General features: G+C 65.8%; 18 protein-coding genes and 1 pseudogene. 9 read left to right on the top strand and 10 right to left on the bottom strand.

All coding sequences use genetic code 11. From position 1 onward, the window contains the following. Positions 1 to 32: 32 nt before the first annotated feature. Positions 33 to 311 (bottom strand): hypothetical protein, encoded by a 279-nt coding sequence (locus tag EN786_RS16680; RefSeq protein ID WP_127309615.1) that lies wholly within the window; start codon positions 309 to 311, stop codon positions 33 to 35. Between the two features lie 201 nt (positions 312 to 512). Between EN786_RS16680 and typA the strand changes: the two genes are divergently transcribed. Next, the gene (gene typA, locus EN786_RS16675) at positions 513 to 2,342 is read left to right on the top strand and encodes a translational GTPase TypA (RefSeq protein ID WP_127309614.1); all 1,830 of its coding nucleotides are present in this window, start codon (positions 513 to 515) and stop codon (positions 2,340 to 2,342) included. Between the two features lie 57 nt (positions 2,343 to 2,399). Here typA and EN786_RS16670 read toward each other — a convergent pair whose 3' ends face one another. Continuing rightward, positions 2,400 to 3,026: a DUF1062 domain-containing protein gene (locus EN786_RS16670; protein ID WP_127284801.1), complete on the bottom strand. Its 627-nt coding sequence runs from the start codon at positions 3,024 to 3,026 to the stop codon at positions 2,400 to 2,402. 417 nt (positions 3,027 to 3,443) lie between these two features. Here EN786_RS16670 and EN786_RS16665 point away from each other — a divergent pair, with 417 nt between their 5' ends. After that, on the top strand, positions 3,444 to 4,058 hold the full coding sequence (locus EN786_RS16665) for a LysE family translocator (protein ID WP_127309613.1): 615 nt from the start codon (positions 3,444 to 3,446) through the stop codon (positions 4,056 to 4,058). Between the two features lie 4 nt (positions 4,059 to 4,062). Here EN786_RS16665 and EN786_RS16660 read toward each other — a convergent pair whose 3' ends face one another. Both EN786_RS16660 and EN786_RS16655 read right to left on the bottom strand, forming a co-directional pair. Beyond that, the gene (locus tag EN786_RS16660) at positions 4,063 to 4,386 is read right to left on the bottom strand and encodes a YciI family protein (RefSeq protein ID WP_127284803.1); all 324 of its coding nucleotides are present in this window, start codon (positions 4,384 to 4,386) and stop codon (positions 4,063 to 4,065) included. 195 nt (positions 4,387 to 4,581) lie between these two features. Further along, positions 4,582 to 5,169 (bottom strand): peroxidase-related enzyme, encoded by a 588-nt coding sequence (locus EN786_RS16655; RefSeq protein ID WP_127309612.1) that lies wholly within the window; start codon positions 5,167 to 5,169, stop codon positions 4,582 to 4,584. A gap of 140 nt (positions 5,170 to 5,309) precedes the next feature. On the opposite strand from EN786_RS16655, the gene EN786_RS16650 reads away from it, so the two are divergent. Genes EN786_RS16650 through EN786_RS16640 form a run of 3 tightly spaced genes read left to right on the top strand, consistent with a single transcriptional unit; the run spans position 5,310 to position 12,328 of the window. Beyond that, positions 5,310 to 10,109: an NAD-glutamate dehydrogenase gene (locus EN786_RS16650; protein ID WP_135908672.1), complete on the top strand. Its 4,800-nt coding sequence runs from the start codon at positions 5,310 to 5,312 to the stop codon at positions 10,107 to 10,109. A 52-nt stretch (positions 10,110 to 10,161) separates the two neighbouring features. Continuing rightward, positions 10,162 to 10,899 (top strand): class I SAM-dependent methyltransferase, encoded by a 738-nt coding sequence (locus EN786_RS16645; protein ID WP_127310068.1) that lies wholly within the window; start codon positions 10,162 to 10,164, stop codon positions 10,897 to 10,899. 13 nt (positions 10,900 to 10,912) lie between these two features. After that, entirely contained in the window at positions 10,913 to 12,328 is a 1,416-nt protein-coding gene (locus tag EN786_RS16640) for an MFS transporter (RefSeq protein ID WP_189340459.1), read from the top strand. Positions 12,329 to 12,480: 152 nt separating this feature from the next. Here EN786_RS16640 and purH read toward each other — a convergent pair whose 3' ends face one another. The 3 genes from purH to EN786_RS16625 form a co-directional block, all read right to left on the bottom strand. After that, entirely contained in the window at positions 12,481 to 14,097 is a 1,617-nt protein-coding gene (purH, locus tag EN786_RS16635) for a bifunctional phosphoribosylaminoimidazolecarboxamide formyltransferase/IMP cyclohydrolase (protein ID WP_127310066.1), read from the bottom strand. Positions 14,098 to 14,202: 105 nt separating this feature from the next. Continuing rightward, complete coding sequence (locus EN786_RS16630) at positions 14,203 to 15,927, bottom strand: heparinase II/III family protein (RefSeq protein ID WP_127310065.1); 1,725 nt, start codon at positions 15,925 to 15,927, stop codon at positions 14,203 to 14,205. Between the two features lie 158 nt (positions 15,928 to 16,085). Further along, positions 16,086 to 16,922 carry an AraC family transcriptional regulator gene (locus tag EN786_RS16625; protein WP_127310070.1) on the bottom strand — a complete coding sequence of 279 codons (837 nt, stop codon included), beginning with the start codon at positions 16,920 to 16,922 and terminating at the stop codon, positions 16,086 to 16,088. A gap of 94 nt (positions 16,923 to 17,016) precedes the next feature. On the opposite strand from EN786_RS16625, the pseudogene EN786_RS16620 reads away from it, so the two are divergent. Continuing rightward, positions 17,017 to 17,927, top strand: a pseudogene (locus EN786_RS16620) (phytanoyl-CoA dioxygenase family protein). A gap of 147 nt (positions 17,928 to 18,074) precedes the next feature. On the opposite strand, the gene EN786_RS16615 reads toward EN786_RS16620, so the two are convergent. Both EN786_RS16615 and htpX read right to left on the bottom strand, forming a co-directional pair. Further along, positions 18,075 to 19,451 carry an RsmB/NOP family class I SAM-dependent RNA methyltransferase gene (locus EN786_RS16615; RefSeq protein ID WP_245478246.1) on the bottom strand — a complete coding sequence of 459 codons (1,377 nt, stop codon included), beginning with the start codon at positions 19,449 to 19,451 and terminating at the stop codon, positions 18,075 to 18,077. Next, positions 19,448 to 20,467 carry a zinc metalloprotease HtpX gene (gene htpX, locus EN786_RS16610; RefSeq protein WP_127310063.1) on the bottom strand — a complete coding sequence of 340 codons (1,020 nt, stop codon included), beginning with the start codon at positions 20,465 to 20,467 and terminating at the stop codon, positions 19,448 to 19,450. Before htpX ends, EN786_RS16615 begins: the two co-directional genes overlap by 4 nt. Positions 20,468 to 20,569: 102 nt before the next feature. Between htpX and EN786_RS16605 the strand changes: the two genes are divergently transcribed. Beyond that, positions 20,570 to 20,791, top strand: coding sequence for a DUF1674 domain-containing protein (locus EN786_RS16605; RefSeq protein ID WP_127310062.1), 222 nt, complete (start codon positions 20,570 to 20,572; stop codon positions 20,789 to 20,791). Between the two features lie 52 nt (positions 20,792 to 20,843). Here the strand turns inward: EN786_RS16605 and EN786_RS16600 are convergent, their stop codons facing one another. After that, entirely contained in the window at positions 20,844 to 21,509 is a 666-nt protein-coding gene (locus tag EN786_RS16600) for an HAD-IA family hydrolase (RefSeq protein WP_135908670.1), read from the bottom strand. Positions 21,510 to 21,761: 252 nt separating this feature from the next. Here EN786_RS16600 and EN786_RS16595 point away from each other — a divergent pair, with 252 nt between their 5' ends. Together EN786_RS16595 and EN786_RS16590 are read left to right on the top strand one after the other, a co-directional pair. Next, positions 21,762 to 22,631, top strand: coding sequence for a transglutaminase family protein (locus tag EN786_RS16595; protein WP_127310069.1), 870 nt, complete (start codon positions 21,762 to 21,764; stop codon positions 22,629 to 22,631). 410 nt (positions 22,632 to 23,041) lie between these two features. After that, positions 23,042 to 24,454, top strand: a complete 1,413-nt coding sequence (locus EN786_RS16590) for a pilus assembly protein (protein ID WP_127310060.1) — start codon at positions 23,042 to 23,044, stop codon at positions 24,452 to 24,454. Positions 24,455 to 24,626 lie beyond the last annotated feature (172 nt).

Below are 24,626 nucleotides of genomic sequence, written 5' to 3'. Positions count from 1 at the left end.
TCTAGGAGGACGACCGCCGCGACCGGTGGTCGTCAGTCCGGATAGCAAGTCGCGGGAATCTTCGGCCACACGGCGCTGTCGCAGCCGGCGTCCTGCTGCCGCTGCTTGAAGGCGGCGCTGACGGGGCCGGTCACGACGGGGTCGACGCCATCGGGGGCGTCGGCGAACATCTGCTCCGCCGTCTGCGTGTCGGGGGGCAGAGCGGGATTTCCCTTGAGTGTCGCGGCCGACTGCGCGGCGCCCACCGCCAGCAGCACGGTAAGTGCTGCCCAGGCCAGGATCGGACGCAATCTGATGAAAGAATCGGTCATGGGAGTCGAACTGCCCGGACCCCGAAAGGTTCCGCCCTGGTGAATTGATACATTTGACGCAAAGACGCTTAAGAATTGGTAACCACATATTTGGGTACGAGCCTCCCCTTTCGCAATTGCGAAAAACCCTGTATGAGCCGCGCAACCGAAAAAGGCGGCGCCTCTGGGCCTGCTGCCTGCAACGCTCCCGAGACCAGACACATGAACCTCCGCAATATCGCGATCATCGCGCACGTCGACCATGGAAAAACCACCCTCGTCGACCAGCTCCTGAAACAGTCCGGCGCCTTCCGCGACAACCAGCGCGTCGCCGAGCGCGCCATGGATTCCAACGACCTCGAAAAGGAACGCGGCATCACCATCCTGGCCAAGGCGACCTCGGTCGACTGGCACGGCACCCGCATCAACATCGTCGACACGCCCGGCCACGCCGATTTCGGCGGCGAGGTCGAGCGCATCCTGTCGATGGTGGATTCGGCGATCGTGCTGGTCGATGCCGCCGAAGGGCCGATGCCGCAGACCAAGTTCGTCGTCGGCAAGGCGCTCAAGGTCGGCCTGAAGCCGATCGTCGTCATCAACAAGATCGACCGCCCGGACGCGCGCCATGTCGAGGTGGTCAACGAGGTGTTCGATCTCTTCGCCGCGCTCGACGCCACCGACGAGCAGCTCGACTTCCCGATCCTCTACGGCTCGGGCCGCGACGGCTGGGTTTCGGAAAATCCAGAAGGCCCGAAGGACCAGCAGCTGGCGCCGCTGTTCGACCTCGTCGTCAAGCATGTGCCGGCGCCGACCGTGCATCCCGGCCCGTTCCGCATGATCGGCACCATCCTGGAAGCCAATCCCTTCCTCGGCCGCATCATCACCGGCCGCATCGAGTCGGGCTCGCTGAAGGCCAACCAGGCGGTCAAGGTGCTGCACCATGACGGCACCCAGATCGAGACCGGCCGCGTCTCCAAAATCCTCGCTTTCCGCGGCCTCGAGCGCCAGCCGATCGACGAAGCCCAGGCGGGCGACATCGTCGCCATCGCCGGCCTGTCGAAGGGCACCGTCGCCGACACGTTCTGCGACCCGACGGTGACCGAGCCGCTGCACGCGCAGCCGATCGATCCGCCGACGGTGACGATGTCCTTCCTCGTCAACGACAGCCCGCTCGCCGGCACGGAAGGCGACAAGGTGACCAGCCGCGTCATCCGCGACCGCCTGCTGCGCGAGGCCGAAGGCAATGTCGCGCTGAAGATCGAGGAATCGCCGGAAAAGGATTCCTTCTTCGTCTCCGGCCGTGGCGAATTGCAGCTCGCGGTGCTGATCGAGACGATGCGCCGCGAAGGCTTCGAGATCGCCGTGTCGCGTCCGCGCGTCGTCATGCAGAAGGGCGAGAACGGCGAATTGCTGGAGCCGGTCGAGGAAGTCGTCATCGACGTCGACGAGGAGCATGCCGGCGTCGTCGTGCAGAAGATGTCGGAGCGCAAGGCCGAGATGGTCGAATTGCGACCCTCCGGCGGCAACCGCCAGCGCCTGGTCTTCCACGCGCCGACGCGCGGCCTGATCGGCTACCAGTCGGAACTGTTGACCGACACGCGCGGCACCGCGGTGATGAACCGGCTGTTCCATGCCTACGAGCCCTACAAGGGCGAATTGCCCGGCCGCACCAACGGCGTGCTGATCTCCAACGAGCAGGGCGAGTCGGTCGCCTATGCGATGTGGAACCTGGAGGATCGCGGCCCGATGGTCATCGATCCGGGCGTCAAGGTCTACCAGGGCATGATCATCGGCATCCACTCCAGAGACAACGACCTCGAGGTCAATGTGCTGAAGGGCAAGAAGCTCACCAACATCCGCGCCGCCGGCAAGGACGAGGCGGTGAAGCTGACGCCGCCGATCCGCATGACGCTGGAGCGCGCGCTGGCCTGGATCCAGGACGACGAGCTGGTCGAGGTGACGCCGAAGACGATCCGGCTGCGCAAGCTTTATCTCGACCCGAACGAGCGCAAGCGCTTCGAGAAGTCGGCCAAGGCGGTCGGCGCGGCGTAAGGTTTTCGCCCGGAGCAGTCATCGAGGGAGGGAGCACTGCTCCCTCCCTTCCTCATTTCACGCGCCGGCAGCGGTGACAATGGCGTCGCAATCCGGTTCGTCGCTCAGATCGATGCGGATCGCCATGCCGTCGCGCGGCGGCCTGCGCAGCGCCTTGGCGCCATCAAGCTCGACGCAAAGCTGCCGCCGCTCCTCCCAGGCCTGAAGCCGCGAGCGCGAGACGCCGAGTTCGCCGGCCATCAACCGGTCGAGCCGCAAGGGCACAGGCATTTCCAGAGTGAGCCGCAGCTCCAGCACGGTCGTATGTTCCGGCCGGCGTTCCAGCACATGCCTTTCGACGGCGACATCTGGGAACTCCTCGATGCGTCCGGCGTGGCTCCTCAGTACGGCGGCATCGAAGGCATGACGCCGGGCCAGATCCGGATCGTTGCTTTCGAGCGCCGCGAGCAGCGCCGGCTCGATGTCGCGGCGGTTGCGGCGCTCGAAGATGGCGAAATTCCAGGAATTGTCGCAGTCGACGCAGCGGTAGATCAGCCAGGCGTCGATGCGCTTGCCGTTGGCGTTGACGCGGAATTTGTCGCTCGATCGATATGGCCTGAGGCCGCCGCAGCGATTGCAGGTGATGAGAGGTCGAGGCGCGATCTCGGGCGCGATCGCCCAGCGGATACGCAAGAGTCCAGACATGCCGAAAGCCCTTCCCGTCGGGAAGTTCGCCAGGTCGGCGATGTCGAGTTGCCCGGGCGGGCACGGCGTGGCTGGAGAGCTGCGGCTTTAAGGAAATCAGGCGTCGCGCGGCGCGCGACAGGTTCAGCAATGCCAAACCGGTCTCGAACCGCCGCCTGAGGAACACATGAAATGATCGGGACGCCGCAACCGCAGCGCCCTGTGTTTTCAGGAGAGTTGACGAGACCGGCGGTTACTGAGGCAAAGTGAAGCTCGAAACGATTGTCGGGGCGGCTCTTCTAGCCGTGGCCGACGGGAACGGCAAGACGGCAATTGTCGAGATCGGCGCCGCCGCGACCGAAGCGATTGCCTGTTCTTTGCCAAAGCTGCCGTTGCTGGCTAGATTGGCAGCCAAACCTCAGATCGGAGATTTTGGCAATGCATCTCACCTCGCTGCTGATCTTCGCCGCCGCGCTTTTCGTCGCCGCCGGCTCGCCCGGCCCGTCGATCGCCGCCCTTGTCGCGAGGGTGATCTCGAAGGGTTTTCGCGACGTGTTCCCGTTCCTGCTCGCCATGTGGATCGGCGAGGGCATCTGGCTGTCGCTGGCGGTGTTCGGGCTGGCCGTGGTGGCGCAGACCTTTCATCTCGCCTTCGTCGCAGTGAAATGGGCGGGCGTCGCCTATCTCGCCTATCTGGCGTGGAAGATGTGGACCGCGCCCGTCGAGGCGAAGGAAGGCGAGATGCCGCGCGAGGATTCGCCGGCAAAACTGTTCTTCGCCGGCATGGCGGTGACACTGGGCAACCCCAAGATCATGATGTTCTATCTGGCACTGCTGCCGACCATCATCGATCTTGCCTCGGTCAGCGTCGTCGGCTGGATGGAGCTGACGGCGACCATGGCGGTGGTCCTGGTCGCCATCGATTTTGCCTGGGTGCTCGCCGCCGCGCAGGCCCGCAAGCTGCTCAAAAGCAGGCGGGCGATGAAGATCGCCAACCGCGTCAGCGCCGCCACCATGGCAGGCGCCGCCGCCGCGATCGCGGCCCGTTCCTGAACGGCTACATCATCTCGATGATCGGCGCGATCTCGACGGTGAAGGCCGGGTCCATCAGGATCGGGCAAGCCTTGGCCTTGGCGACGGCGTCGTCGATATCCCTGGCTTCGACGATGGTGTAGCCGGCGGTCGGATTGCTGCCGCCATTGTTCTCGACCTTGCCGCTCGCCAGCACCGTCTTCGACATGCCGACCGGATTGCCGCCGTCGACCACGGCCGGGCCGAGCTTGTCGTACCAGCCGGTCCACGCATCCATGGCCGCCTTCCGCTCAACCTCGTCGGTCGGCATCTTGCCGGAGCCATGATAGACATAGAGAAACTTCGCCATGTTCTCCTCCCTTGATCGGCGGCATCGAACCGGCATGCGGCCATGCCGCTTGGCGATATGCGGCTCAGCCGCAATCGTGTTGATATGCGGCGATGCCGCAATCCTTGATATGCGGCGATGCCGCAATCGTTGATCATCGGACCAAAACGGCGGAGAAGCAATGAGAATGCGCGATATCTAAAATAGTGCCGCCGCCTAGCGTGCCATTGCGTGGTATTCGTCGTTCGGGCGCATGTCTATCGCGGCCGCCACCCGGTTCGACATGTTGAAGAAGGCGGCGGTCGAGGCGATGTCCCAGATGTCGCGGTCGGAAAAGCCTGCCGTGCGCAAGGCGGCGCGGTCGCCCTCGATGATCTTCGCCGGCTCCTCCGTCAGCTTGACGGCGAATTCGAGCATCGCGGTCTGCCTGGGTGAAAGGTCGGCGGCGCGGAAATTCATCGCCATCATCTCGCCGAGGGAAGGGTCGCCGGAAAGCTGGCGCACCGCGGCGCCATGCGCGGCCAGGCAATAGTAGCAATGGTTGATCGAGGAGACGACGACGGCAATCATCTCGCGCTCCAGTTTCGACAGGCCGGACTCGCCCAGCATCAGGTCGTTGTACATGTCGGTGAAGGCGCGCAGCTTCTTCTCGTCGAAGGCGTAGGCCTTGAGCACGTTGGGGACGAGGCCGAGCTTTTCCTCGCATTTGGCGAAATAGGCTTTCGTCGCCTCGCTGAGTTCGGCCTGGGCGAGGTCGAGCGCGGTGATCTTGCCGGTCGTTTTGGCGGTCTTGCTTGCACTCATTGGGCTTCGTCCTTCTCATTCGCTGCCGACTTGCGATCAAAATTCCGAAGAATCTTTGCAAGCCGTCAAACCTTTGTCGCCAAACGGCGGTCATCTGCTACCATAATCGCAAAAGCATGTGACGGGAGGGACTTCACATCATGGCCAGCCTCAAAACCGCAAGCCAGCCGAAGAAGACGGTTCCAGCAAAGGGAGGCGCGGCGAAGGGAGGCGAAAGACCGGGTCGGCTTGCCGACTATCTTCTTGCCCGCGCGCCGGCCGAGGACGTCGCCGCCTACGAGGTTGCCGATCTCGAGCGTGCCGCCGATCTTGCCGGGCGAGCCGTCGCCAGGCACAAGAAGGGCGACTGCATCGTCGCGATCGACGTCGATTCCGGCGTGGCGCGCCAGGGCCGGCCGGTGACGGTGGTCACCGTCGTCAACGACAACATGCCGTTCCTGTTCGATTCCATCCTGGGCGAGATCACCGAGAGCGCCGGCGAGCCGCTGCTGGTCACACATCCGGTCGTCACCGTCAGGCATGGCAAGGCTGGCGTCGAGGAAATCCTCGGCGATGGCGGTTTCGCCAAGGGCGACGGCAGCCACGACCGGCTGAGCGTCGTGCATGTCCATATCGGCCGGCTGTCCGCCGACCAGGCCGAAGCGCTGGCCGGGCGCTTGAGGAAGCTGCTGGTCCAGGTGCGCGCCGCCGTCACCGACTGGAAGCCGATGCTCGCCCGCCTCGACCAGGCGATCTCGGAATTCCGCTACGCGCCGGTGCCGCTCGACAAGGCGCACGTCACCGAGGCGATCGCCTTCCTCGAATGGCTGCGCGACGACAATTTCACCTTCCTCGGCATGCGCGAGTTCAAATACTCCGGCGGCGAAAAGAGCGGCACGCTGGAGCGCGCCGACAAGCCCGGCCTCGGCATCCTGTCCGATCCCGACGTGCTGGTGCTGAGGCGCGGCACGGAAGCGGTGACGACGACGCCCGAGATCCGCGCCTTCCTGCACGGTCCGGAGCCGCTGATCGTCACCAAGGCAAACGCCAAATCGTCGGTGCACCGCCGCATCTATCTCGATTACATCGGCGTCAAGACCTACACCGCCAAGGGCACGCTGCTCGGCGAATTGCGCATCGTCGGCCTGTTTACCTCGACCGCCTACACGCGCTCGGTGATGAAGATCCCCTATCTGCGCTCCAAGGCCGAAACCGTCATCACCAAGTCCGGCTTCAACCCAAGCGACCATTCCGGCAAGGCGCTGATCAACGTGCTGGAAAGCTATCCGCGCGATGAGCTGTTCCAGGTGCCGGTGCCGATCCTGCGCAAGCATGCCGAGGCCATTCTCGGCCTGATCGAGCGGCCGCGCGTCAGGGCGCTGGTGCGCGCCGACCAGTTCGACCGCTTCGTCTCGATCCTGGTCTTCGTGCCGCGCGACCGCTACGACAGCGTCGCGCGCGAGAAGATCGGCACCTATCTCAAGACCGTGTTCGAAGGGCGGCTGTCGGCCTACTACCCCGCCTTCCCGGAAGGCGGGCTGGCGCGCGTCCATTTCATCATCGGCCGCTCCGGCGGCAAGACGCCGAAGGTCGAACAGGCGGCGATCGAGGCGGCGATCCGCGACATCGTGCGGACCTGGGACGATGCGCTGCGCGAGACCGCGGCCGAAACCGGCACGGACAGAGCGCTGACCGCAATCGCCGCGCGCTTTTCGGAAAGCTATCGCGATTCCTTCTCGCCGGCGGTGGCGCTGGCCGATGCCGGGCGGATCGCCAGGATCGACGCCGCCAATCCGATCGCCATCGACTACTATCGCCATGCCGACCAGAAGCCGCACCAGGCGGCCCTGAAGATCTATCACCATGGCAGCCCGGTGGCGCTGTCGCGGCGCGTGCCGGTGCTGGAGAACATCGGCTTTCGCGTCATCAGCGAGCGGACCTTCGAGGTCGGCGACGATCCGTCGGGCATGGTCTTCATTCACGACATGGAGCTGGAGAACAGCTACGGCAAGCCGATCGACCTCACGGACGGCGGGGCGCTGTTCGAGGACGCGTTTCTGTCGGTGTGGCGCGGCGATGTCGACAATGACGGTTACAACGGTCTCGCCCAGACCGCCGGCCTGTGGTCCGGCGAGGTCACCATCCTGCGCGCCTATGGCCGCTATCTGCAGCAAGCCGGCATTCCGCAAAGCCAGGACTTCATCGCCGCCGCGCTCAACCGCTATCCCGACATCGCGCGCGGCCTGCATGCGCTGTTCGTCGCCCGCCTCGGGCCGACGGCCGAAACCGAAGGCGCGGTGGCGGCCAAGCACCTCAAGGCAAAGATCAAGGACGCGCTGGAGGAGGTGCCGAACATCGATGACGACACCATCATCCGCCGCTACCTCAATTTGATCGAAGCCTCGCTGCGCACCAATCATTTCGTTGCCGGAACGAAAGAGCGGGGCCAGTCGCTGGCGATCAAGCTCGATTCGCAGGCGGTCGACGGGCTGCCGGCGCCGCGGCCGTGGCGGGAGATCTTCGTCTATGGTTCCGAGGTCGAGGGCGTGCATCTGCGCTTCGGCCCGGTGGCGCGCGGCGGCCTGCGCTGGTCGGACCGCGCCCAGGACTACCGCACCGAGGTGCTCGGCCTGGTCAAGGCGCAGCAGGTGAAGAACGCCGTCATCGTGCCGGTCGGCGCCAAGGGCGGCTTCTATCCCAAGCGCCTGCCGGTCGGAGGCAGCCGCGACGCGATCTTCGAGGCCGGCACCTCGGCGTACAAGAACTATGTCTCCAGCCTGCTGTCGATCACCGACAATATCGGCATCGACGGCGTCATCCCGCCGGCCGGCGTGGTGCGGCGCGATCCTGACGATCCCTATTTCGTCGTCGCCGCCGACAAGGGCACGGCGACCTTCTCCGACACCGCCAACGCGATTTCCGAGAAGCACGGCTTCTGGCTGGACGATGCCTTCGCCAGCGGCGGCTCGGCCGGCTACGACCACAAGAAGATGGGCATCACCGCCAAGGGCGCCTGGGAAGCGGTCAAGCGGCATTTCCGCGAGATGAACCGCGACATCCAGACCTCGCCCTTCACCGTCGTCGGCGTCGGCGACATGTCGGGCGACGTGTTCGGCAACGGCATGCTGTTGTCGCCGCAGACGCGGCTGATCGCGGCCTTCGACCATCGCGACATCTTCATCGATCCGGATCCGGACGTGGCGGCGTCGATGGCCGAGCGGGAACGCATGTTCGCGCTGCCGCGCTCCTCATGGCAGGACTACGACAAGTCGAAACTGTCGGAAGGCGGCGTCATCGTCTCGCGCAACCAGAAGTCGATCACGCTGCCGCCCGCCGCCGCGGCCGCGATCGGGCTCGGCAAGACCACCGCGACGCCGGTCGAGATCATGAACGCCATCCTCAAGGCGGCTGTCGACCTTCTGTGGTTCGGGGGCATCGGCACCTATCTGAGGGCATCGAACGAGACCAATGCCGACGTCGGCGACCGCGCCAACGACGCCATCCGCGTCACCGCGCTCGACGTGCGCGCCAAAGTCATCGGCGAGGGCGCCAATCTCGGCGTCACGCAGCGGGCGCGCATCGAATTCGGCATGAATGGCGGGCGCTGCAATTCCGACGCCATCGACAACTCGGCCGGCGTCAACTGCTCCGACGTCGAGGTCAACATCAAGATCGCGCTGGCGTCGGCCATGCGCAAGGGCGCGCTGGCCCGGCCGGCGCGCAACAAACTGCTCTCGGAGATGACCGGCGAAGTGGGCGGGCTGGTGCTGTCAAACAATTACCAGCAGACGCTGGCGCTCTCGATCGCGCGCAAGCGCGGGCTGGCCGACATCGCGCATCAGAGCCGCTTCATGACGGCGCTGGAGGCGCGCGGCCTGCTCAACCGCGCCGTCGAGACGCTGCCGTCACCGGCGGCGCTTGCCGAGCGCGAGGCGCGCGGCGAGCCGCTGACCAGGGCCGAGCTCGGCGTGCTGCTCGCCTATGCCAAGATCGTGCTGTTCTCCGACATCGTCGCCAGCGACGTGCCCGACGATCCGCATTTCGAGCGCGATCTGCTTGGCTATTTCCCGGAGCGGATGGCGAAGAAATACGCTGCCGAGATCGACGGCCACCGGCTGCGCCGCGAGATCATCGCCCGCGTGGTCGCCAACGACCTCGTCAATCGCGGCGGTCCGTCCTTCGTCAACCGGCTGCAGGAGGCCACCGGGCGCACCGCCGCCGATGTGGTGCGCACCTTCGCCGTGGTGCGCGACGGCTTCGCGCTGCCGGCGCTCTACAAGGAAATCGACGCGCTCGACAGCCAGATCGACGGCCAGGTGCAGCTCGATCTCTACCAGGCGGTTAGCCGGCTTATCTTCATGACCAGCGGCTGGTATCTGAAGAACGATTCCGGCACGGCGCCGCTCGGCCAGCGCATCGCCGAACTGCAGGAGGCGCGCAAGGCGCTGGAGCCGAAGCTCGCCTCGCTGCTGCCGGCCTACTCGCGCGAGCGGATCGAGGAGCGGCGGCACAGCCTGTTCAAGGGCGGGGCGCCGGAACGGCTGGCCGGGCAGCTGGCGTTGGCCGATCTGGCCGAGCTGATCCCCGACATCGCGCTGACAGCGCGCACCGCCAATGCCGATATCGTCGCCGCCGCAAGGGCCTTCTTCGCCGTCAGCGACGCCTTCCGCATCCCGCGCGTCGAGGAGGCGGCGCGGGCGATCTCGCCGCCGGATTACTATGACCAGCTGGCGCTTTCGCGCGCCACCGACACGATCGGCGCGGCACGGCGCGGCATCGCGGTGGCGGCGCTGACCGCCCACGCCAAGGCGGCGGATCCGGTGGCGGCCTGGCTGGAAGCCGGTGGTGAACGGGTCGCGCGCATCCGCGAGCGGCTGCAAGCGCTGACAGAGGGCGGCGACATCACCGTGTCACGGCTTTCCGTGGCATCCGGGCTGATGAGCGACCTGACGGGGATGTAGGCTGAGCGAGATCGAGGATCCGGTTCGGCCCGAGGAGGGTCCCGCCCCTGTTGTGAGCGAAGACATCTATGACGCGCAATTCGTCAAAGGTGTCTTCGACCGCTGCTCCGGTCAATACATTGCCTTCAGCTGGGTGTGCTCGTTCGGCTTCACCGAGCGTTGGCGCCGGCAATGCGTCGAACTGATGCCTGCGCCAGAAACACGGCAACCGAAGGGCTACGACCTGATGGCCGGCACCGGCGAGGTATGGCCGCATCTGCTCAAGCGCTTTCCGGATATCGCCGAGATCACGGCCGTCGATATCTCGTCCGGCATGCATCTGCGCGCCATGGAGCGTTTGCATACACACAGGGCCCACAAGATCGCCTTCATCGAAGACGATGTGCTGGCCAGCGATTTGCCCGACGCAGACGCCGATTTCATCGTCTCCACCTTCGGATTGAAGACCTTCAACAGCGAGCAGCATGCGAAGCTGGCCAGGCTGGTCGCGCGCTGCCTCAGGCCCGGCGGCGTCTTTTGCATGATCGAAGCATCCGATCCAAAAGGCTGGTGGTTGAGGCCGCTCTATCTGTTCCACCTGAAGGTCGTGTTGCCGCTTGTCGAAAGGACCTTGCTCAACGGCGCGCAGGATTTCTCGATGATCGGCACCTACTCGACCAATTTCGGCGACGCTTCCGCCGTGGCGGAAATGTTGAGGGCCGAGGGGCTCGAGGTCGAGTTCAAGCGCTTCTTCTTCGGCTGCGCGACAGCCGTCGCGGGCAGGAAGCCGGCCGCATTTGCACCGTCATGAAAAACATGCAGACATGGCGCCCGACGCGGGGCGGGCCGAGGGAATCAGCATGGCGGCAATAGAGACAGTGCAGCGGGCGTCGGGGCGCGGCATCTGGGGCTGGATGTTCTTCGACTGGGCAGCGCAGCCGTTCTTCACCGTCGTCACCACCTTCATCTTCGGGCCTTACTTCGCCTCGCGCATGGTCAGCGATCCGGTGATGGGCCAGGCCGCCTGGGCCTGGGGCATCGCCGCCGCGGGACTGGTCATCGCCGTGCTGTCGCCGATACTGGGCTCGATCGCCGACCAGACCGGGCCGCGCAAGCCGTGGATCGCTAGCTTCGCCGCAATCAAGATCACCAGCCTGACGCTGCTGTGGCTCGCCGCCCCCGGCTCGAACGTCTTCCTGATCGTGGCCCTGTTCTCGCTGGCCTCGGTGGCGGCAGAGTTCTCAACTGTTTTCAATGATTCGATGATGCCGCGCCTGGTGCCGAAGAGCGAGATCGGCCGCGTCTCCAATATCGCCTGGGGGCTGGGCTATCTCGGCGGCATGATCGCGTTGATCTTCGTCATCCTGTTCATGGCCGGCAATCCCGAAACCGGCAAGACGATCATCGGCCTCGACCCGATCCTCGGGCTTGACCCGAAGCTTGGCGAGGATGCCCGCGCCACGGGGCCGATGTCGGCCGGCTGGTATTTCCTGTTCATCCTGCCGATGTTCTTCTTCACCCCCGATGCCGCCAAAGGCATCCCGATCGGACCGGCCGTGCGCCAGGGTCTGTCCGAGCTGAAGTCGACCCTGGCCGAGGCGCGCAAGCGCGTCGGCATCTTCCGCTTCCTCGTCGCCCGCATGATCTATCAGGACGGCGTCAATGCGCTGCTGACGCAGGGCGGCGTGTTCGCGGCGGCGATGTTCGGCTGGTCGATCACCGAGATCGGCATCTTCGGCATCATCCTCAATGTCGTCGCCATCTTCGGCTGCTGGATCGCCGCCCGCCTCGACACCGCGCTCGGTTCCAAGGCGGTGGTGATGATCGCGCTGGTGATGCTGACAGTGGCCACCGCCGGCATCGTCTCGACAGGCCCGGGTTTCACGCTGCTCGGCCTGATCCAGCTTTCCACCATCGATTCCGGCGGCCTGTTCGGCACCGCGGCCGAGAAGGCCTACATCCTCTACGGGTTGTTGATCGGGCTTGCCTTCGGACCGGTGCAGGCCTCGTCGCGCTCCTACATGGCGCGCAGCGTCACCGCCGCCGAATCCGGCCGCTATTTCGGCATCTATGCCCTGTCCGGGCGGGCGACCAGCTTCCTGGCGCCGTTCCTGCTGGCGACGATCAGCTGGGCCACCGACTCGGCCCGGCTCGGCATGGCGGTCATCATCCTGTTCCTCGGCATCGGCATAGCGATCCTGATCAGGACGCCATATCCGGCGGACCAGCCGGTGGAATGAGAGACATTCGATAATTCTACTCCGCTGGCCGCCTGACGCGGTTTTCTGCGCTTCCGGTGCTCACGGACTTGAATGTCCGCTCCGCTCCGGTTCTCGAAAACCACGCCATCCGACTCAGCGGAGCGAATTCTCAAACGTCTCTCAGCCGGGAGCTAGTGTCGGAAATGCCTGACGCCGGTGAACACCATGGCGATGCCGTGCGCGTCGGCGGCGGCGATCACGTCGTCGTCGCGCATCGAGCCGCCCGGTTGGATGACGGCGGTGGCGCCGGCTTCGATCGCCGACAACAAGCCGTCGGCGAAAGGGAAGAACGCGTCTGAAGCGACCACGGAACCCTTGGTCAACGGCTCCGCGAGCCCCGCGGCTTCCGCCGCGTCGAGCGCCTTGCGGGCGGCGATGCGCGAGGAATCGACGCGGCTCATCTGGCCGGCGCCGATGCCGACCGTGGCGCCGTCCCTGACATAGACGATGGCGTTCGACTTTACATGCTTGGCGACGCGGAAGGCGAACTTCAGGTCGGCCATCTCGGCCGGCGTCGGCGCCCGCCTGGTCACCACCTTCAGTTCGAGATCGTCGACCACCGCATTGTCGCGGCCCTGGACGAGCAGTCCGCCGGCGACCGATTTCGCTAAAGTGCCCGCGGCGCGGGGATCGGGCAAGCCGCCGGTGACCAGAAGGCGCAGGTTCTTCTTGGCGGCGACGATCGCGGTCGCCTGCTCGGAAGCGTCGGGCGCGATGATGACCTCGGTGAAGGTCTTGACGATCTCCTCGGCCGCTTCGGCGTCGAGGGTGCGGTTCACGGCGACGATGCCGCCGAAAGCCGAGACCGGATCGCAGGCGAGCGCCTTGGCGTAGGCCGCCTTCAGCGAGGTCCCTTCGGCGACGCCGCAGGGATTGGCGTGCTTGATGATGGCGACGGCCGCGGCGCGGGCCGGATCGAACTCGCCGACCAGCTCGAAGGCGGCGTCGGTGTCGTTGATGTTGTTGTAGGAGAGCTGCTTGCCCTGCAGCTGGCGCGCGGTGGCGACACCCGGCCGCTTGTCGCCGTTGGGGTAGAAGCCGGCGCTCTGGTGCGGGTTCTCGCCGTAGCGCATCACCTGATCGAGATGGCCGCCGAAGGCGCGCCAGGTCGGATGCTCGATCTCCAGCGCTTCGGCGAACCAGCCGGAGATCGCCGCGTCGTAGCTGGCGGTGCGGGCGAAGGCCTTGGCCGCCAGCTTCTTGCGGAAATCCAGCGACAGCGAGCCGATGTTCATCTCCAGCGCGTTGAGCACCGCCGCATAGTCCTCGGGATCGGTGACGATGGCGACATAGGCGTGGTTCTTGGCCGAGGCGCGGATCATCGCCGGTCCGCCGATGTCGATGTTCTCGACGATCGAGGCGTAGCCGGCGCCGGAGCGGCGCACCTCCTCGAACGGATAGAGGTTGCAGACGACGAGGTCGATCGGCTCGATGTGATGGTCGTGCATCGCCTTGGCATGCTCGGGATCGTCGCGCACGCCGAGCAGCGCGCCATGCACCGAGGGGTGCAGCGTCTTGACGCGGCCGTCCATGATCTCGGGAAAGCCCGTCAGTTCGGAGACGTCGCGCACCGCCATGCCGGCATCGGCGATCGCTTTCGCGGTGCCGCCGGTCGAGACCAGCTCGACGCCGGCGGCGGCGAGCGCCCTGGCGAAGTCGATCAGGCCGGTCTTGTCGAAGACGGACAGCAGCGCGCGGCGCACGGGAACCAGGTCGGGCGCGGGAATGTTCTTGGCGGCGACGGCCATGGGCTGGCGGCCTTTCAAGGCTGGATTGGAAGCAGCCCGCGCCGTAGCATATGAGGTCAGGAAATCAAGCGCCGTGCGGTTGGCATCGCACGCCGTTGCGCGCCGTCAGCTGTTTTCCGGGTAGCCGGCGATGGTCGTACGCGTCAGCTGCCAGTGGACCTCCGATAGCTCAGAGGCCTTGAAGGCAACCACGATCTGGCGGCTGCGGCGCGGGCCGCCGAGCCCGGCGAAATAGATCGATTCCTCCACCTCGGGCACCACCTCGGTGCAGGTGAACACCCAGGTGTCGCCCTGGTCGGCGGCGAGCACCAGCCGGTCATGCTCGTCCTGCAGCAGGTTGATGTCGGGGTGGACGTGGAAGCGGACGGCGACGAAGTCGCGGCCATTGTTGCGGATCGCCGCTCCCCCGGGGCGCAGGAAGCGGTCCCGGCCCGCCAGCACATTGCCATTGGTCGACAGCTTCAGTTCGCGCTCGTGCAGAAAGCCGAAGCGCTGGGCATAGCCATCGTGACGGGCAAGGAAACCCTGGCTGCCCTTCTGATCGGTGCGCTTGCAGGGCACATGCTGCGGGCCGCCGATCAAGGGCGAGCCGAGCAGGTCGTTGACGCGCAGCGAGTGGCTGAAGCGCGCCGAGGACGTGTCGTTGATTGTGGCGGTCGAATGAGCGGCGGTGGCGCGGGCCAGCGGCCGGAACTCGGCGGCGCCATAGGTGTCGATGCCGGCATTGACGATGTAGTGCTGGCGGCCGGAGGACATCTCGAAGGCGAGGCAGCCGGCATGCGCGGCGTTGGAGACGTCGACCGGCGGCGGCAGGCCGGTATCGGCTATGACGGTGACGCCGCCCATCGACAGCCGTTCATAGCCGGAATGCGGCGCGTGCAGCAGCGGTGCGCCGACGGTGTCGTCGTGGCGCAGGATGGTGGCGATGCGGTCATGAATGGTCGCGCCCATGCCGTTGAAGCGGGCGAGGCTGCCGTCCTGATGGCGAAAGAAGCGCAATGCCGGCAGCATGCGGTCGATGGCGCCCATCAAGGCCGGCGGCGGCGTCTCGGCCTGGTTGGCATAGGTCTGGCGCAGCGGCAAAAGGTCGGCAAGAAGCTCGAGGACCGTCATCGGGTTGCGCGAGATATGGCCGCCGTCGGGAAGGATCTGGCGGTCGAGCTCCTCGGCGAGGTTGCGGGTGGCGCCGCGCAACGCCGATGCCGGCGCCGGCAGCGACAGAGCGGCGAAGGCGAGCGCGATACGGGCGCGCAGCCTGTCCTTGCCCTCGGGCATCGCCCGCGCCATCGAGCGGAGATAACGGATCTGCACGGCCAGCGATTTGAGGAAGGCGCGGTAAAAGGGGAATTCGGCGCCCTGCAGCACGACGGAGGAATGCTGCAGCCAGGCAATCACCCGCTTTGCGGTGGTGCCGGGCTCCCAGGCGATGCCGGAAATCTGGTTGCCGTGGATGGCGATCCAGTCGGAGACAAGGGCGCGGGCATTGGCGGCGGCGAGCTCGGTGCCGGCCGCGCGCATATGGCGCAGCCAGCGAAAGCCGTGCAACGTCTTTTGCCAGCCGCGATTGGGCACCTCGATCTGGAAGGGGGACTTGCCGCCGGTCTCGACCAGATGCCCGGACAGCGGATAGCGGCCATAGTAGATCTCAAGCGCGATCTGCGGATCGGCGAGTCTCAGGTCCGGCGGCGCGATCAGGACGCGTTCGGGCGTGCGGCCGGAATAGCGCCAGCGGTAGACCGGACCGGCGCGCAAACGCCGGCGCGTCTTGCGCCAGAACTCCTTCGCGACGAGCGTCCATAGACGCGTCGTGTTTCCGGCAACAAGTGCCAAAGCCCCTCCTGATGTCCCTGCCCAAGCACAAGCTTATATGATTCAAGAACTTATGCGAAGGCGCATTTCGCGGAAGTGAGGCCGTTCACGCAATCGGGACACGGCCCTCCCTGAAAAAGTCGGTTCATCTCGTCGATTGACGCGTCGGTTCTCGGCGCTCAATTCCGCCTGTGGCGGCCGCGGAACTCGCTTGGGGAGCAATTTTCGCGATCCCGAAACAGCCGGGAAAAATAAAACGCGTCGTGGAAACCAACCGCGGCTGCGATTGATTCGATGGGTGAATCCGAGGCGGCCAGCATTTGCTTGGCAAGATCGAGCCGGATGCGCAGTTGAAATGCCTTGGGCGACATGCCGGTGAGCCGCGCGGCCTTGCGGCGCAGCGTCGCCGGCGAGACGCCGAATTCCGCGGCGAAGGCGTCGAGGTCGATTTGCCCGACCGCGCGATTGCGCAATTCGTCGATCACATGCTGGAAGTCGGCCGCGCCCTGGCGATCTGGCTCCCGGCCGCTCCAGCCCGCCGCTTGCCGGGCGGCCCGCACGACGATCTGGTGCATGGTCGCGGCGGCTTCCGACCGGCTGAGCACGCTATCCTGCGACAGTTCGGCATGCAGCCTGTCAAACAGGCGCTGCATCTCGCCAAGATCCCGCAAGGGGACCACCGGCGCCGCCTCGATCATCAGCCGCTGCCGCGTGAAATCGCGGGTCAGGGCGCCTTCGAAGAGCGCCCAGCGCTCAAGCCATCCCGATCCGTCCGGCCCATAGGAATGCGTCCTGCCTGGGAACAGCCAGAACAGGGACGGCGCCTCGATCGCTTGCTTGCCGCCGGCCCTGGTTTCAAGCCAGCCGCGCCCTTCCTCCACCAGCACCAGGGCAAAATCGGGCAGGCTGCGCCTGGTGATTGCCTGCGTGACGCGATGGCGGCCGACCCCGGTCACCGACAGGCCGCCCGCGGCCACCGGCGGCGATCTGTACAGCGCAAAATGTCGATCGAGCATGAGCGAAAAGTCCAGCTCTGCTGTTCCGTCCATGGCCGCAATGCCATGTTCGAGGCACATACACGGGAGCTGATAACCGTCGAGGATGATTGAAATGTCAAGATCGGCCCGCATCGTCTTACCGGTTGCGCTCACGGCCAACGGCAAGGCGCTGTCGACGGCTCCGAACCGGTTGGGGCATCTGATGCCCACCGATGCTTGCGCCGGGATCGAGGCCATCCGCGAACTCTTCGGCAGGCAAGGTTATGTCTGGCTGAAGGGCTTGCTGCCGCGCGGCGATGTGATCGATTTCCGCGGCTGGGTGCTGTCGCATCTGGCCCAGAGCGGTCTGGTGATGCCCGGGCACGACCCTTCGCTCGGCATCGCGGCCGTCGGCGCGTTCGACCGCCAGCTCGCCGATCGCCGTCTGATGTCGCTGGTCCGCTCGACCGCCTATGAGGGGTTTTGCACGCAGCCGCTGATGGCGCGCCTCATGGATGCGTTCGTGGGTGGGGTGTCCTATCTCCACAAGCGCAAGATCATGCGCTTCACCCAGCCCGGCACGTCCGTCGCCACGCCGGCGCATTACGACCTCGTCTATCTGCGTGGCGGCAGCAGCCGCGTCGTCACCGCCTGGATCCCTATTGGCGACATCCCGGTCGACATGGGCGGACTCGTCTATCTCGAAGGCTCGCACGCGCCGCCATGGAGGCGCAGTTCATGAAGGACAATGCCGGGCTCAGCGCCGGGGAGCGCATCAGCGCCTACAATCGCAATATGGGCGAGGGCGGCTGGGTGTCGAAGGACCTGCCCGATATGGCGGAACGGTTCGATACGCGCTGGCTGATGGCGGACTACGAGGCGGGGGATGTCGTTCTCCACTCGCCCTACATGATCCATGCCTCGACGACCAACCAAAGCCTGACCGGGCGGATCCGGCTCTCCACCGATATCCGCTATCAGAACGTCGATGACGAGATCGATGCCCGGTGGGGGAAGCATTGGTCGCTCGACGACATGCTCTAAAGGCGCGCCGAATTCAGGTGAGGCCAGCCTGCAAATGGCGGCTTCCTGCGCTTCCGGTGCTCGCTTACTTCAAGCACGCTCCGCTCCGGTTCTCGCAAGCCACCATTTTCGTCCCGGCCTGAGCTGAATCTCAGCCCGCCTTTGGCGCTAGGCCACTCGCCGCATACGGGCGGCGAAGAAGCCGTCCAAACCGGACAGTCCGGGCGATTCGTGCGGCAGATCGGCTGGTGTGGTGCGCAGCGTGCCTTGCGGCGTCAGGAACGGATCGATGCCGGCGATCTCGCCGGGGTGGATGGGATCGTCGGCGACATCGGCGGTATCGGCGAGGAAAGCGCGGTAAAGCTCCTCGCCTTCGAGCGGGTCGAGCGAACAGTTGGAGAAGACGATGCGCCCGCCGGGCCTGACCAGGCCGACGGCGCGGTCGAGCAGCTTGCGCTGCAGCGCGGCGAGCTTTTCGACATCGGCCATGGTCTTGGTCCACGGCACGTCGGGATGCCGCCTGACCGTGCCGGTCGAGGAGCAGGGGGCGTCGAGAAGAACGGCGTCGAACGGCTCCGCCGGCCGGTAGTCGAGCAGGTCCGTCTGCACGAGCTCTGCGGCCAGGCCGAGGCGTTTGAGATTTTGCGCCAGCCGCGTCAGGCGGTTCTTCGAGGTGTCGACGGCGGTCACGCGCGCGCCGGCAAGGATGAGCTGCGCCGTCTTGCCGCCCGGGGCGGCGCAGAGGTCGGCGACGCGCAGGCCATTGATGTCACCGAACAGGCGGGCGGGAAGGCTGGCGGCGGCGTCCTGCACCCACCAGGCGCCTTCGGCGAAGCCGGCAAGTTCGGGGACGGAGGCACTGAGCCTTTCCACCCGAACCGTGCCGGTCGGCAGGACGATGCCGCCGAGCCGCTCGGCCCAGACCGCCGGATCGGACTTGACCGAGAAATCGACGGGAGCCTCGTGGCGATGCGCGGCAAGGATTGCTTTCGCTTTGTCCGCGCCGTAGGCCGCCCTCAGCCGGCCGGAAAACCAGGTCGGCGGCTCCTCGGTGGCGGCCAGCGCGGGAGCGAGTTCGGCCTCTTTGGCCCGCGCCAGCGTGCGCAGCACGCCGTTGACGAGGCCGGAAAAGCGTAGCGTGCGCGGATCGGACTTGGCGTGGGTGACGGCAAGGTCGACGGCGGCGCTGTCGGGAATGTCGAGGAACAGGATCTGCGCCGCCGCCACATGCAATATGTGCGACAGCGCGGTGGCGTTCTGCGGCAGCGGCTTTTCCAGCCGGCGGGAAAGCAGCCCGGCGATCGTCATGCGGTGGCGCAGCGCGGTGACCAGTATGGCGCGCACCAGCGCCCGGTCGCGCATGTCGAGCGCCCGATATTGCGGGTGGCCGTTTTCGTGGTCGGTCAGGCCGTCGAGCGGCGTGCGCGCGTCGATGACCGCGGCAAGCAAGCGCGCCGCAGCCTTGCGCGCGGCGAGGCCCGCGACTGCCTCGGTCCTGTCGTCACGATCGCCTGGGGTGCGCTGCCGGGGTTTGGCGCCGCTCACGACCACGGACCCTTGGGCCCGGTCGGGTTGCGGCCCCAAGGATTGGGCCTAGGCCTGGCGGGTTGCGCCGGCTGCTCTGGCCGCGCGGCCTGGTCCCATGGACCTGGCGTCCGCTCGTCGTCAGCCGGATCGGATGTCGGCGCCTGGCGTGGCGCCTGCGCTGCGCGGCCGCCCATCTCGCGCGCCATCTGCTGCAGGGCGGCGATGCGGTTGTCGGTGTTGGGATGGGTGGAGAAAAGACTGTCCATGCGCTCGCCGTGCAGGGGATTGATGATGAAGAGGTGCGCCGTTGCCGGATTGCGCTCGGCATCCGGGTTGCGGATGCGTTCGGCGCCGCGGGCGATCTTGTCAAGGGCAGATGCCAGCCAGAGCGGATTTCCGCAGATTTCGGCACCGCGCCGGTCGGCCTCGTATTCGCGGGTGCGGCTCACCGCCATCTGCACGATCATGGCGGCGAAGGGCGCAACCAGCATCGCCACCAGCACGCCGACGAAGCCGAACGGGTTGTTGTTGTCGCGGTTGCCGCCGAAGAAGAAAGCGAAGTTGCCGAGCATCGAGATGGCGCCGGCCAGCGTCGCGACGATGGTCATGGTCAGCGTGTCGCGGTGCTGGACATGGGCGAGCTCGTGCGCCATCACCGCCGCCACTTCCTCATGCGAGAGCTGTTCCAGCAGCCCGGTGGAGGCGGCCACGGCGGCATTCTCGGGATTGCGGCCGGTGGCGAAGGCGTTCGGCTGCGGATTGTCGATCAGATAGGTCTTCGGCATCGGCAGGCCGGCCTGCTTGGCCAACGCCTCGACGATGGCGTAGAACTCGGGCGCGTTCTTCGCATCGACCTCGACGGCGCGATTCATCGACAGCACCATCTTATCGGCGTTCCAGTAGCTGAACAGATTCATGCCGGCGGCGATCAGCAGCGCGATCACCATGCCGCCGGAGCCGCCGATCAGGAAGCCGACGCCCATGAACAGCGCCGTCATCGCGGCAAGAAGCATGGCTGTGCGAAGGGTGTTCATCGTCTAGATCCGTCCGTGATGGCGAAAGGGGTCGATCCTTGCGAGTTCATGGCTATATGATGGGAGACACCTGCCCCTGTTTCAATGCGCCCGGACTATCGCATGACCGACCAGACCAGCAAAGCCGATGCCGCGCCGGCGAGCGACGCGCCGCAAAAGACCCTGACGCCGGCGGCCAGCCGCGCGCTGGCCGAGGCTGAGGCGAGGCGCCGGAAATATCGCGAAAAGGAAGCCGCGCTGCCCAAGGAAATCGGCGGCCGCGGCGGCAAGGAACCCGGCCGCTACGGCGACTGGGAGGTGAAGGGTCTCACCAGCGACTTTTGACCGGTGCGCCGATATTCAGGTGAGGCCGCACTGACCTGAATCTCGACGCCCCCTAGGCTGCGGCCCGAGACGGTGCCAACTCAATCCCACCCCGATCGTCGACGGTGATGCCAAGCCCGTCGTACGAAGCGATCGATGCGTGCGGCGTCGCGAGCGGGTGCGTGTGCGTGGCGCTGATCACCATCACCGTGGCACCCGCCGCTTCCGCCGCCGCGATGCCGGCCGGCGCGTCTTCGAAGATGAGGCAGTCGCGCGCATCGAAGCCGAGCTTTTCGGCCGCCAGCCGGAAGCAGTCGGGCGCCGGCTTGCCGCGTGTCACATCCTCCGCCGCGACGATAACGGCGGGAACCGGAATGCCGGCCGCTTCCATGCGCAGCAGCGCCAGTTCGCGCGGCGCCGAGGTGGCGATCGCCCAGCGCTCCGGCGGCAGCGAGCTCAGAAACGCCACCGCGCCGGCGATCGGCACGATGCCTTCGAGATCGGCCGCTTCGGCTTTCAGCAACGCGTCGGCCTCGAGCACCGGATCGATGCCCGGAAGCATCAGTCCGGCGATGGTCTCGACAGCCCGCTTGCCGTGGATCGTCGGCAGGAAGGCCGCCACGTCGAGGCCCTGGCGCTGAGCCCAGCCAGTCCACACCCTTTCGGCCGCGGCAATGGAATTGATCACCGTGCCGTCCATATCGAACAGGAAGGCCGCGAATTTTCTGCCTGCAAACATCTAAAATCCTGGAGGTCGTTTTCGGGAGGGACTAAGCTGCGATCGACCGTAGCCTCATGGCCGGCCCGTGGAAAGGCGCAAGGCTGCCTTTTGACACGCCGGAGCGGTGCAAACCGCTCCAATATCTGTTTTGCGCAATTCCGTACGGAAGACCACTACGCACTGTTCCTGAAAGCGTTCCAAGCGGAACCATGGCAGGCCTGCCGCGTTTGAAAAGACTGTCTTCCAGAATGACCGCAGGGGGTAATCGTGATGCTGATACGGCTCGGCTACGAAATCGCCATTGAATGCACCGGAGCCACGCCGATCATCTCACTGCTCGACATCCACAGCGAGCGCCAGCCCGACATCAAGCGGCAGACGCGCGTGCTGACATCTCCTTCGGTGCCGACCAGGGTCTACCACGACCGCCACGGCAACAGCTGCCGTCGCTTCACCGCGCCCGCCGGCGGCTTTCGCATCCTCTACGACGCGGTCGTCGAGGACAGCGGCGAGCCGGACGAGGTCAACACGCTGGCCGGGGAAACGCCGGTGGCGGAACTGCCCGACGACGCGCTGGTCTATCTGCTCGGCAGCCGCTACTGCGAGACCGATCATCTCAGCGATCTCGCCTGGCAGCTGTTCGGGAACCTGCCGCCGGGCTGGGCACGGGCGCAGGCGATCGTCGATTATGTCCACAGCCGGCTGTCGTTCGGCTACGGCTATGCGCGCGCCACCCGCACGGCGGCGCAGGCGCATGAGGAGCGCGTCGGCGTCTGCCGCGACTTCGCGCATCTGGCGATCACGCTCTGCCGCGCCATGAACATCCCGGCCCGCTATGTGAACGGCTATCTCGGCGACATCGGCGTGCCTGTCGATCCGGCGCCGATGGATTTCTCGGCCTGGATCGAAGTCTTCCTCGACGGCAAATGGTACGCGTTCGATCCCCGCCATAACATTCCGAGGATCGGTCGCATCGTCATCGCGCGCGGCCGCGACGCCACCGACGTGCCGCTGCTGCACAGTTTCGGCCCGCACCGGCTGACCCTGTTCAAGGTCTGGACCTATGAGCAGGAACGCAATCTGTTCAGTCCGCCCCATCACGGTCTCGACAGGACGGCCAGCGCGCGCATGCTGGCGTAGAGCAATTCCAGGAAAAGTGTGGCCCGGTTCCCGTCAGCAATTGCGTCAAAACAAGAGACAGGGTGGTCAGCGTTGTCATGAAACGATGAACAACCCTGGTCGCCCCCCCGCGACTGCCTGATCGCCCAAACGCCATGATCCGCTTCGGCACAGCGCGCCTGTGCCGGACTGGGACCGCGTTCCGCGGCTCGGCGGCGCCAAGGCCGATCATGGTAAGCGCTTCCTAAACGACGGCGCGCCTGCGGCGTTTTGTTTACCGGCCGTTCACCTTGCCTCGCTTCGAACGCAAGCAAAAACAAGAGCTTGACCAGAAGACGCCGGATTCCATCCGGCGTGACGGGGCAACCGGCCGGATTCCTGCACCGCATCCGTCAGACGGCTTCGAGGCCGATAGCGAATGGAGGCGGAAGATGCGGCGTTTTGCAGATCTTGTTCAGGGCGGCTTTGCCAGGGATCGCGGCGGAAACTTCGCCATCCTGTTCGGCTTTGCCGCGTCGGTGCTGGCGCTCGGCGTTGGCTTCGGCGTCAACATCGCCCAGCTCTATAATGCCCAGTCGAGCCTGCAGGGCGTGGTCGACGCAGCGGTCACCTCGACGGCGCGGGATCTGACCACCGGCGTCATCAAGGAAGCCGATGCGAACAAGTCGGTGCAGGCGTTTCTCGACGCCAACAGCGCGGCCGGCATCCTGGAGGCCGATCAGATCGTTCTCGACAGGCTGACGGTCGACAAGACCGCAAAGACCGTCCGGGCGGACGTGCATGTCGATGTCGCCTTCTACTTCCCGCTGTTTAGCATGGGCGACACCAAGCGCGTCGCGGTCTCGACCACGGCGCTCTATTCCGACAAGACGATCGAAGTGGCGATGATGCTCGACGTCACCGGTTCGATGGCTCCCGACAAGCGCGCCAAGACCAACAAGATCGGCGACCTGCAGGCCGCCGCTTCGGACGCCGTCAGCGATCTGCTCGGCCAGAACCGCGACCCCAGCAATCCGCGTGTGCGCGTATCGATCGTCCCCTATGCCGAGGCCGTCAACACAGGCGGCCTGGCCGGCACCGTGTTCGTCGAGACGACGAATGGCCCCAAGGTTCCGCCGCCGATCGATGCGCCTGTCTCGGCTTCGGCGACGTCGGCGCCGGACAAATGCGCGACCGAGCGCAAGGACAAGGACGGCTATGCCGACTATTCGCCCGACGGACCCTACACGCTGCGTCTCGACAACAAGGGCAAGACCTACCAGGCCAAGGTCAACCGCGACTACCGCATGAAAGTATGCCCTTCGGCGGCCCTCGTTCCGCTGACGGCCGATGAAGGAAAGCTGCTCACCGCCATCGATCATTTCAGCGCCGCGGGCGTCACCGCCGGCGGGATCGCCGCGCAGTGGGGCTACTACATGCTCTCCCCGGCGTGGCGCTCCGCCATCGCCGATGCCGGCCTCGGTGCCGGTCCCGCCAATTTCGACAGCAGGAAGGTGGCCAAGATCGCCATCCTGATGACGGACGGCCAATTCAACACCGCCTTCGCCGGAGCACGCGGCGCGCCGAAATCACAGGACGCCGACCAGATGTCGCGCGGCAACGCCGAAAGCATCTGCTCCAACATGAAGCGCGACGGCATCGAGATCTTCACCATCGGCTTCGATCTCAACGATCCGTCGATGACGACGACGGAGCGCAACCAGGCAAAGACCTTGCTCAAGGATTGCGCCACGGCGGATACGTCGTCGCTCAAGCACTATTATGAGGCGGCGAACGGTCCGGAACTGGCCGAAGCCTTCGGCAAGATCACCAAGAATATCGAGAAGCTCACAATCAATCGCTGAGGCGTTCCCCGGCGAGCCTGCGCAACTCCCACAAACGGAAAAGGCCGCCGCTTCTTGACGAAGCCGGCGGCCTTCCGTGTTTCCGTCCATGGCGCGGTCTCTGGCGGTGATGCCATCGCATCACCTGCCGCGCTTCTCGCGCCTTAACGGGAAGACTGCTTCCCGAAAGTGC

Origin of the sequence: Mesorhizobium sp. M4B.F.Ca.ET.143.01.1.1 (genome assembly GCF_004792275.1) — a bacterium.
In the GTDB taxonomy this organism is placed as follows: Bacteria; Pseudomonadota; Alphaproteobacteria; order Rhizobiales; family Rhizobiaceae; genus Mesorhizobium; species Mesorhizobium abyssinicae.
This window is presented reverse-complemented; position numbering and strand designations above follow the sequence as displayed.

Coding starts and splice junctions, on each gene's coding strand:
- EN786_RS16670 (WP_127284801.1), bottom strand. CDS start 3,026: ATGTCTGGACTCTTGCGTATCCGCTGGGCGATCGCGCCCGAGATCGCG.
- purH (WP_127310066.1), bottom strand. CDS start 14,097: ATGGCCGTCGCCGCCAAGAACATTCCCGCGCCCGACCTGGTTCCCGTG.
- EN786_RS16680 (WP_127309615.1), bottom strand. CDS start 311: ATGACCGATTCTTTCATCAGATTGCGTCCGATCCTGGCCTGGGCAGCA.
- EN786_RS16655 (WP_127309612.1), bottom strand. CDS start 5,169: ATGAGTGCAAGCAAGACCGCCAAAACGACCGGCAAGATCACCGCGCTC.
- EN786_RS16625 (WP_127310070.1), bottom strand. CDS start 16,922: ATGCTCGATCGACATTTTGCGCTGTACAGATCGCCGCCGGTGGCCGCG.
- EN786_RS16665 (WP_127309613.1), top strand. CDS start 3,444: ATGCATCTCACCTCGCTGCTGATCTTCGCCGCCGCGCTTTTCGTCGCC.
- EN786_RS16590 (WP_127310060.1), top strand. CDS start 23,042: ATGCGGCGTTTTGCAGATCTTGTTCAGGGCGGCTTTGCCAGGGATCGC.
- EN786_RS16600 (WP_135908670.1), bottom strand. CDS start 21,509: ATGTTTGCAGGCAGAAAATTCGCGGCCTTCCTGTTCGATATGGACGGC.
- EN786_RS16650 (WP_135908672.1), top strand. CDS start 5,310: ATGGCCAGCCTCAAAACCGCAAGCCAGCCGAAGAAGACGGTTCCAGCA.
- EN786_RS16595 (WP_127310069.1), top strand. CDS start 21,762: ATGCTGATACGGCTCGGCTACGAAATCGCCATTGAATGCACCGGAGCC.
- typA (WP_127309614.1), top strand. CDS start 513: ATGAACCTCCGCAATATCGCGATCATCGCGCACGTCGACCATGGAAAA.
- htpX (WP_127310063.1), bottom strand. CDS start 20,467: ATGAACACCCTTCGCACAGCCATGCTTCTTGCCGCGATGACGGCGCTG.
- EN786_RS16605 (WP_127310062.1), top strand. CDS start 20,570: ATGACCGACCAGACCAGCAAAGCCGATGCCGCGCCGGCGAGCGACGCG.
- EN786_RS16660 (WP_127284803.1), bottom strand. CDS start 4,386: ATGGCGAAGTTTCTCTATGTCTATCATGGCTCCGGCAAGATGCCGACC.
- EN786_RS16640 (WP_189340459.1), top strand. CDS start 10,913: ATGGCGCCCGACGCGGGGCGGGCCGAGGGAATCAGCATGGCGGCAATA.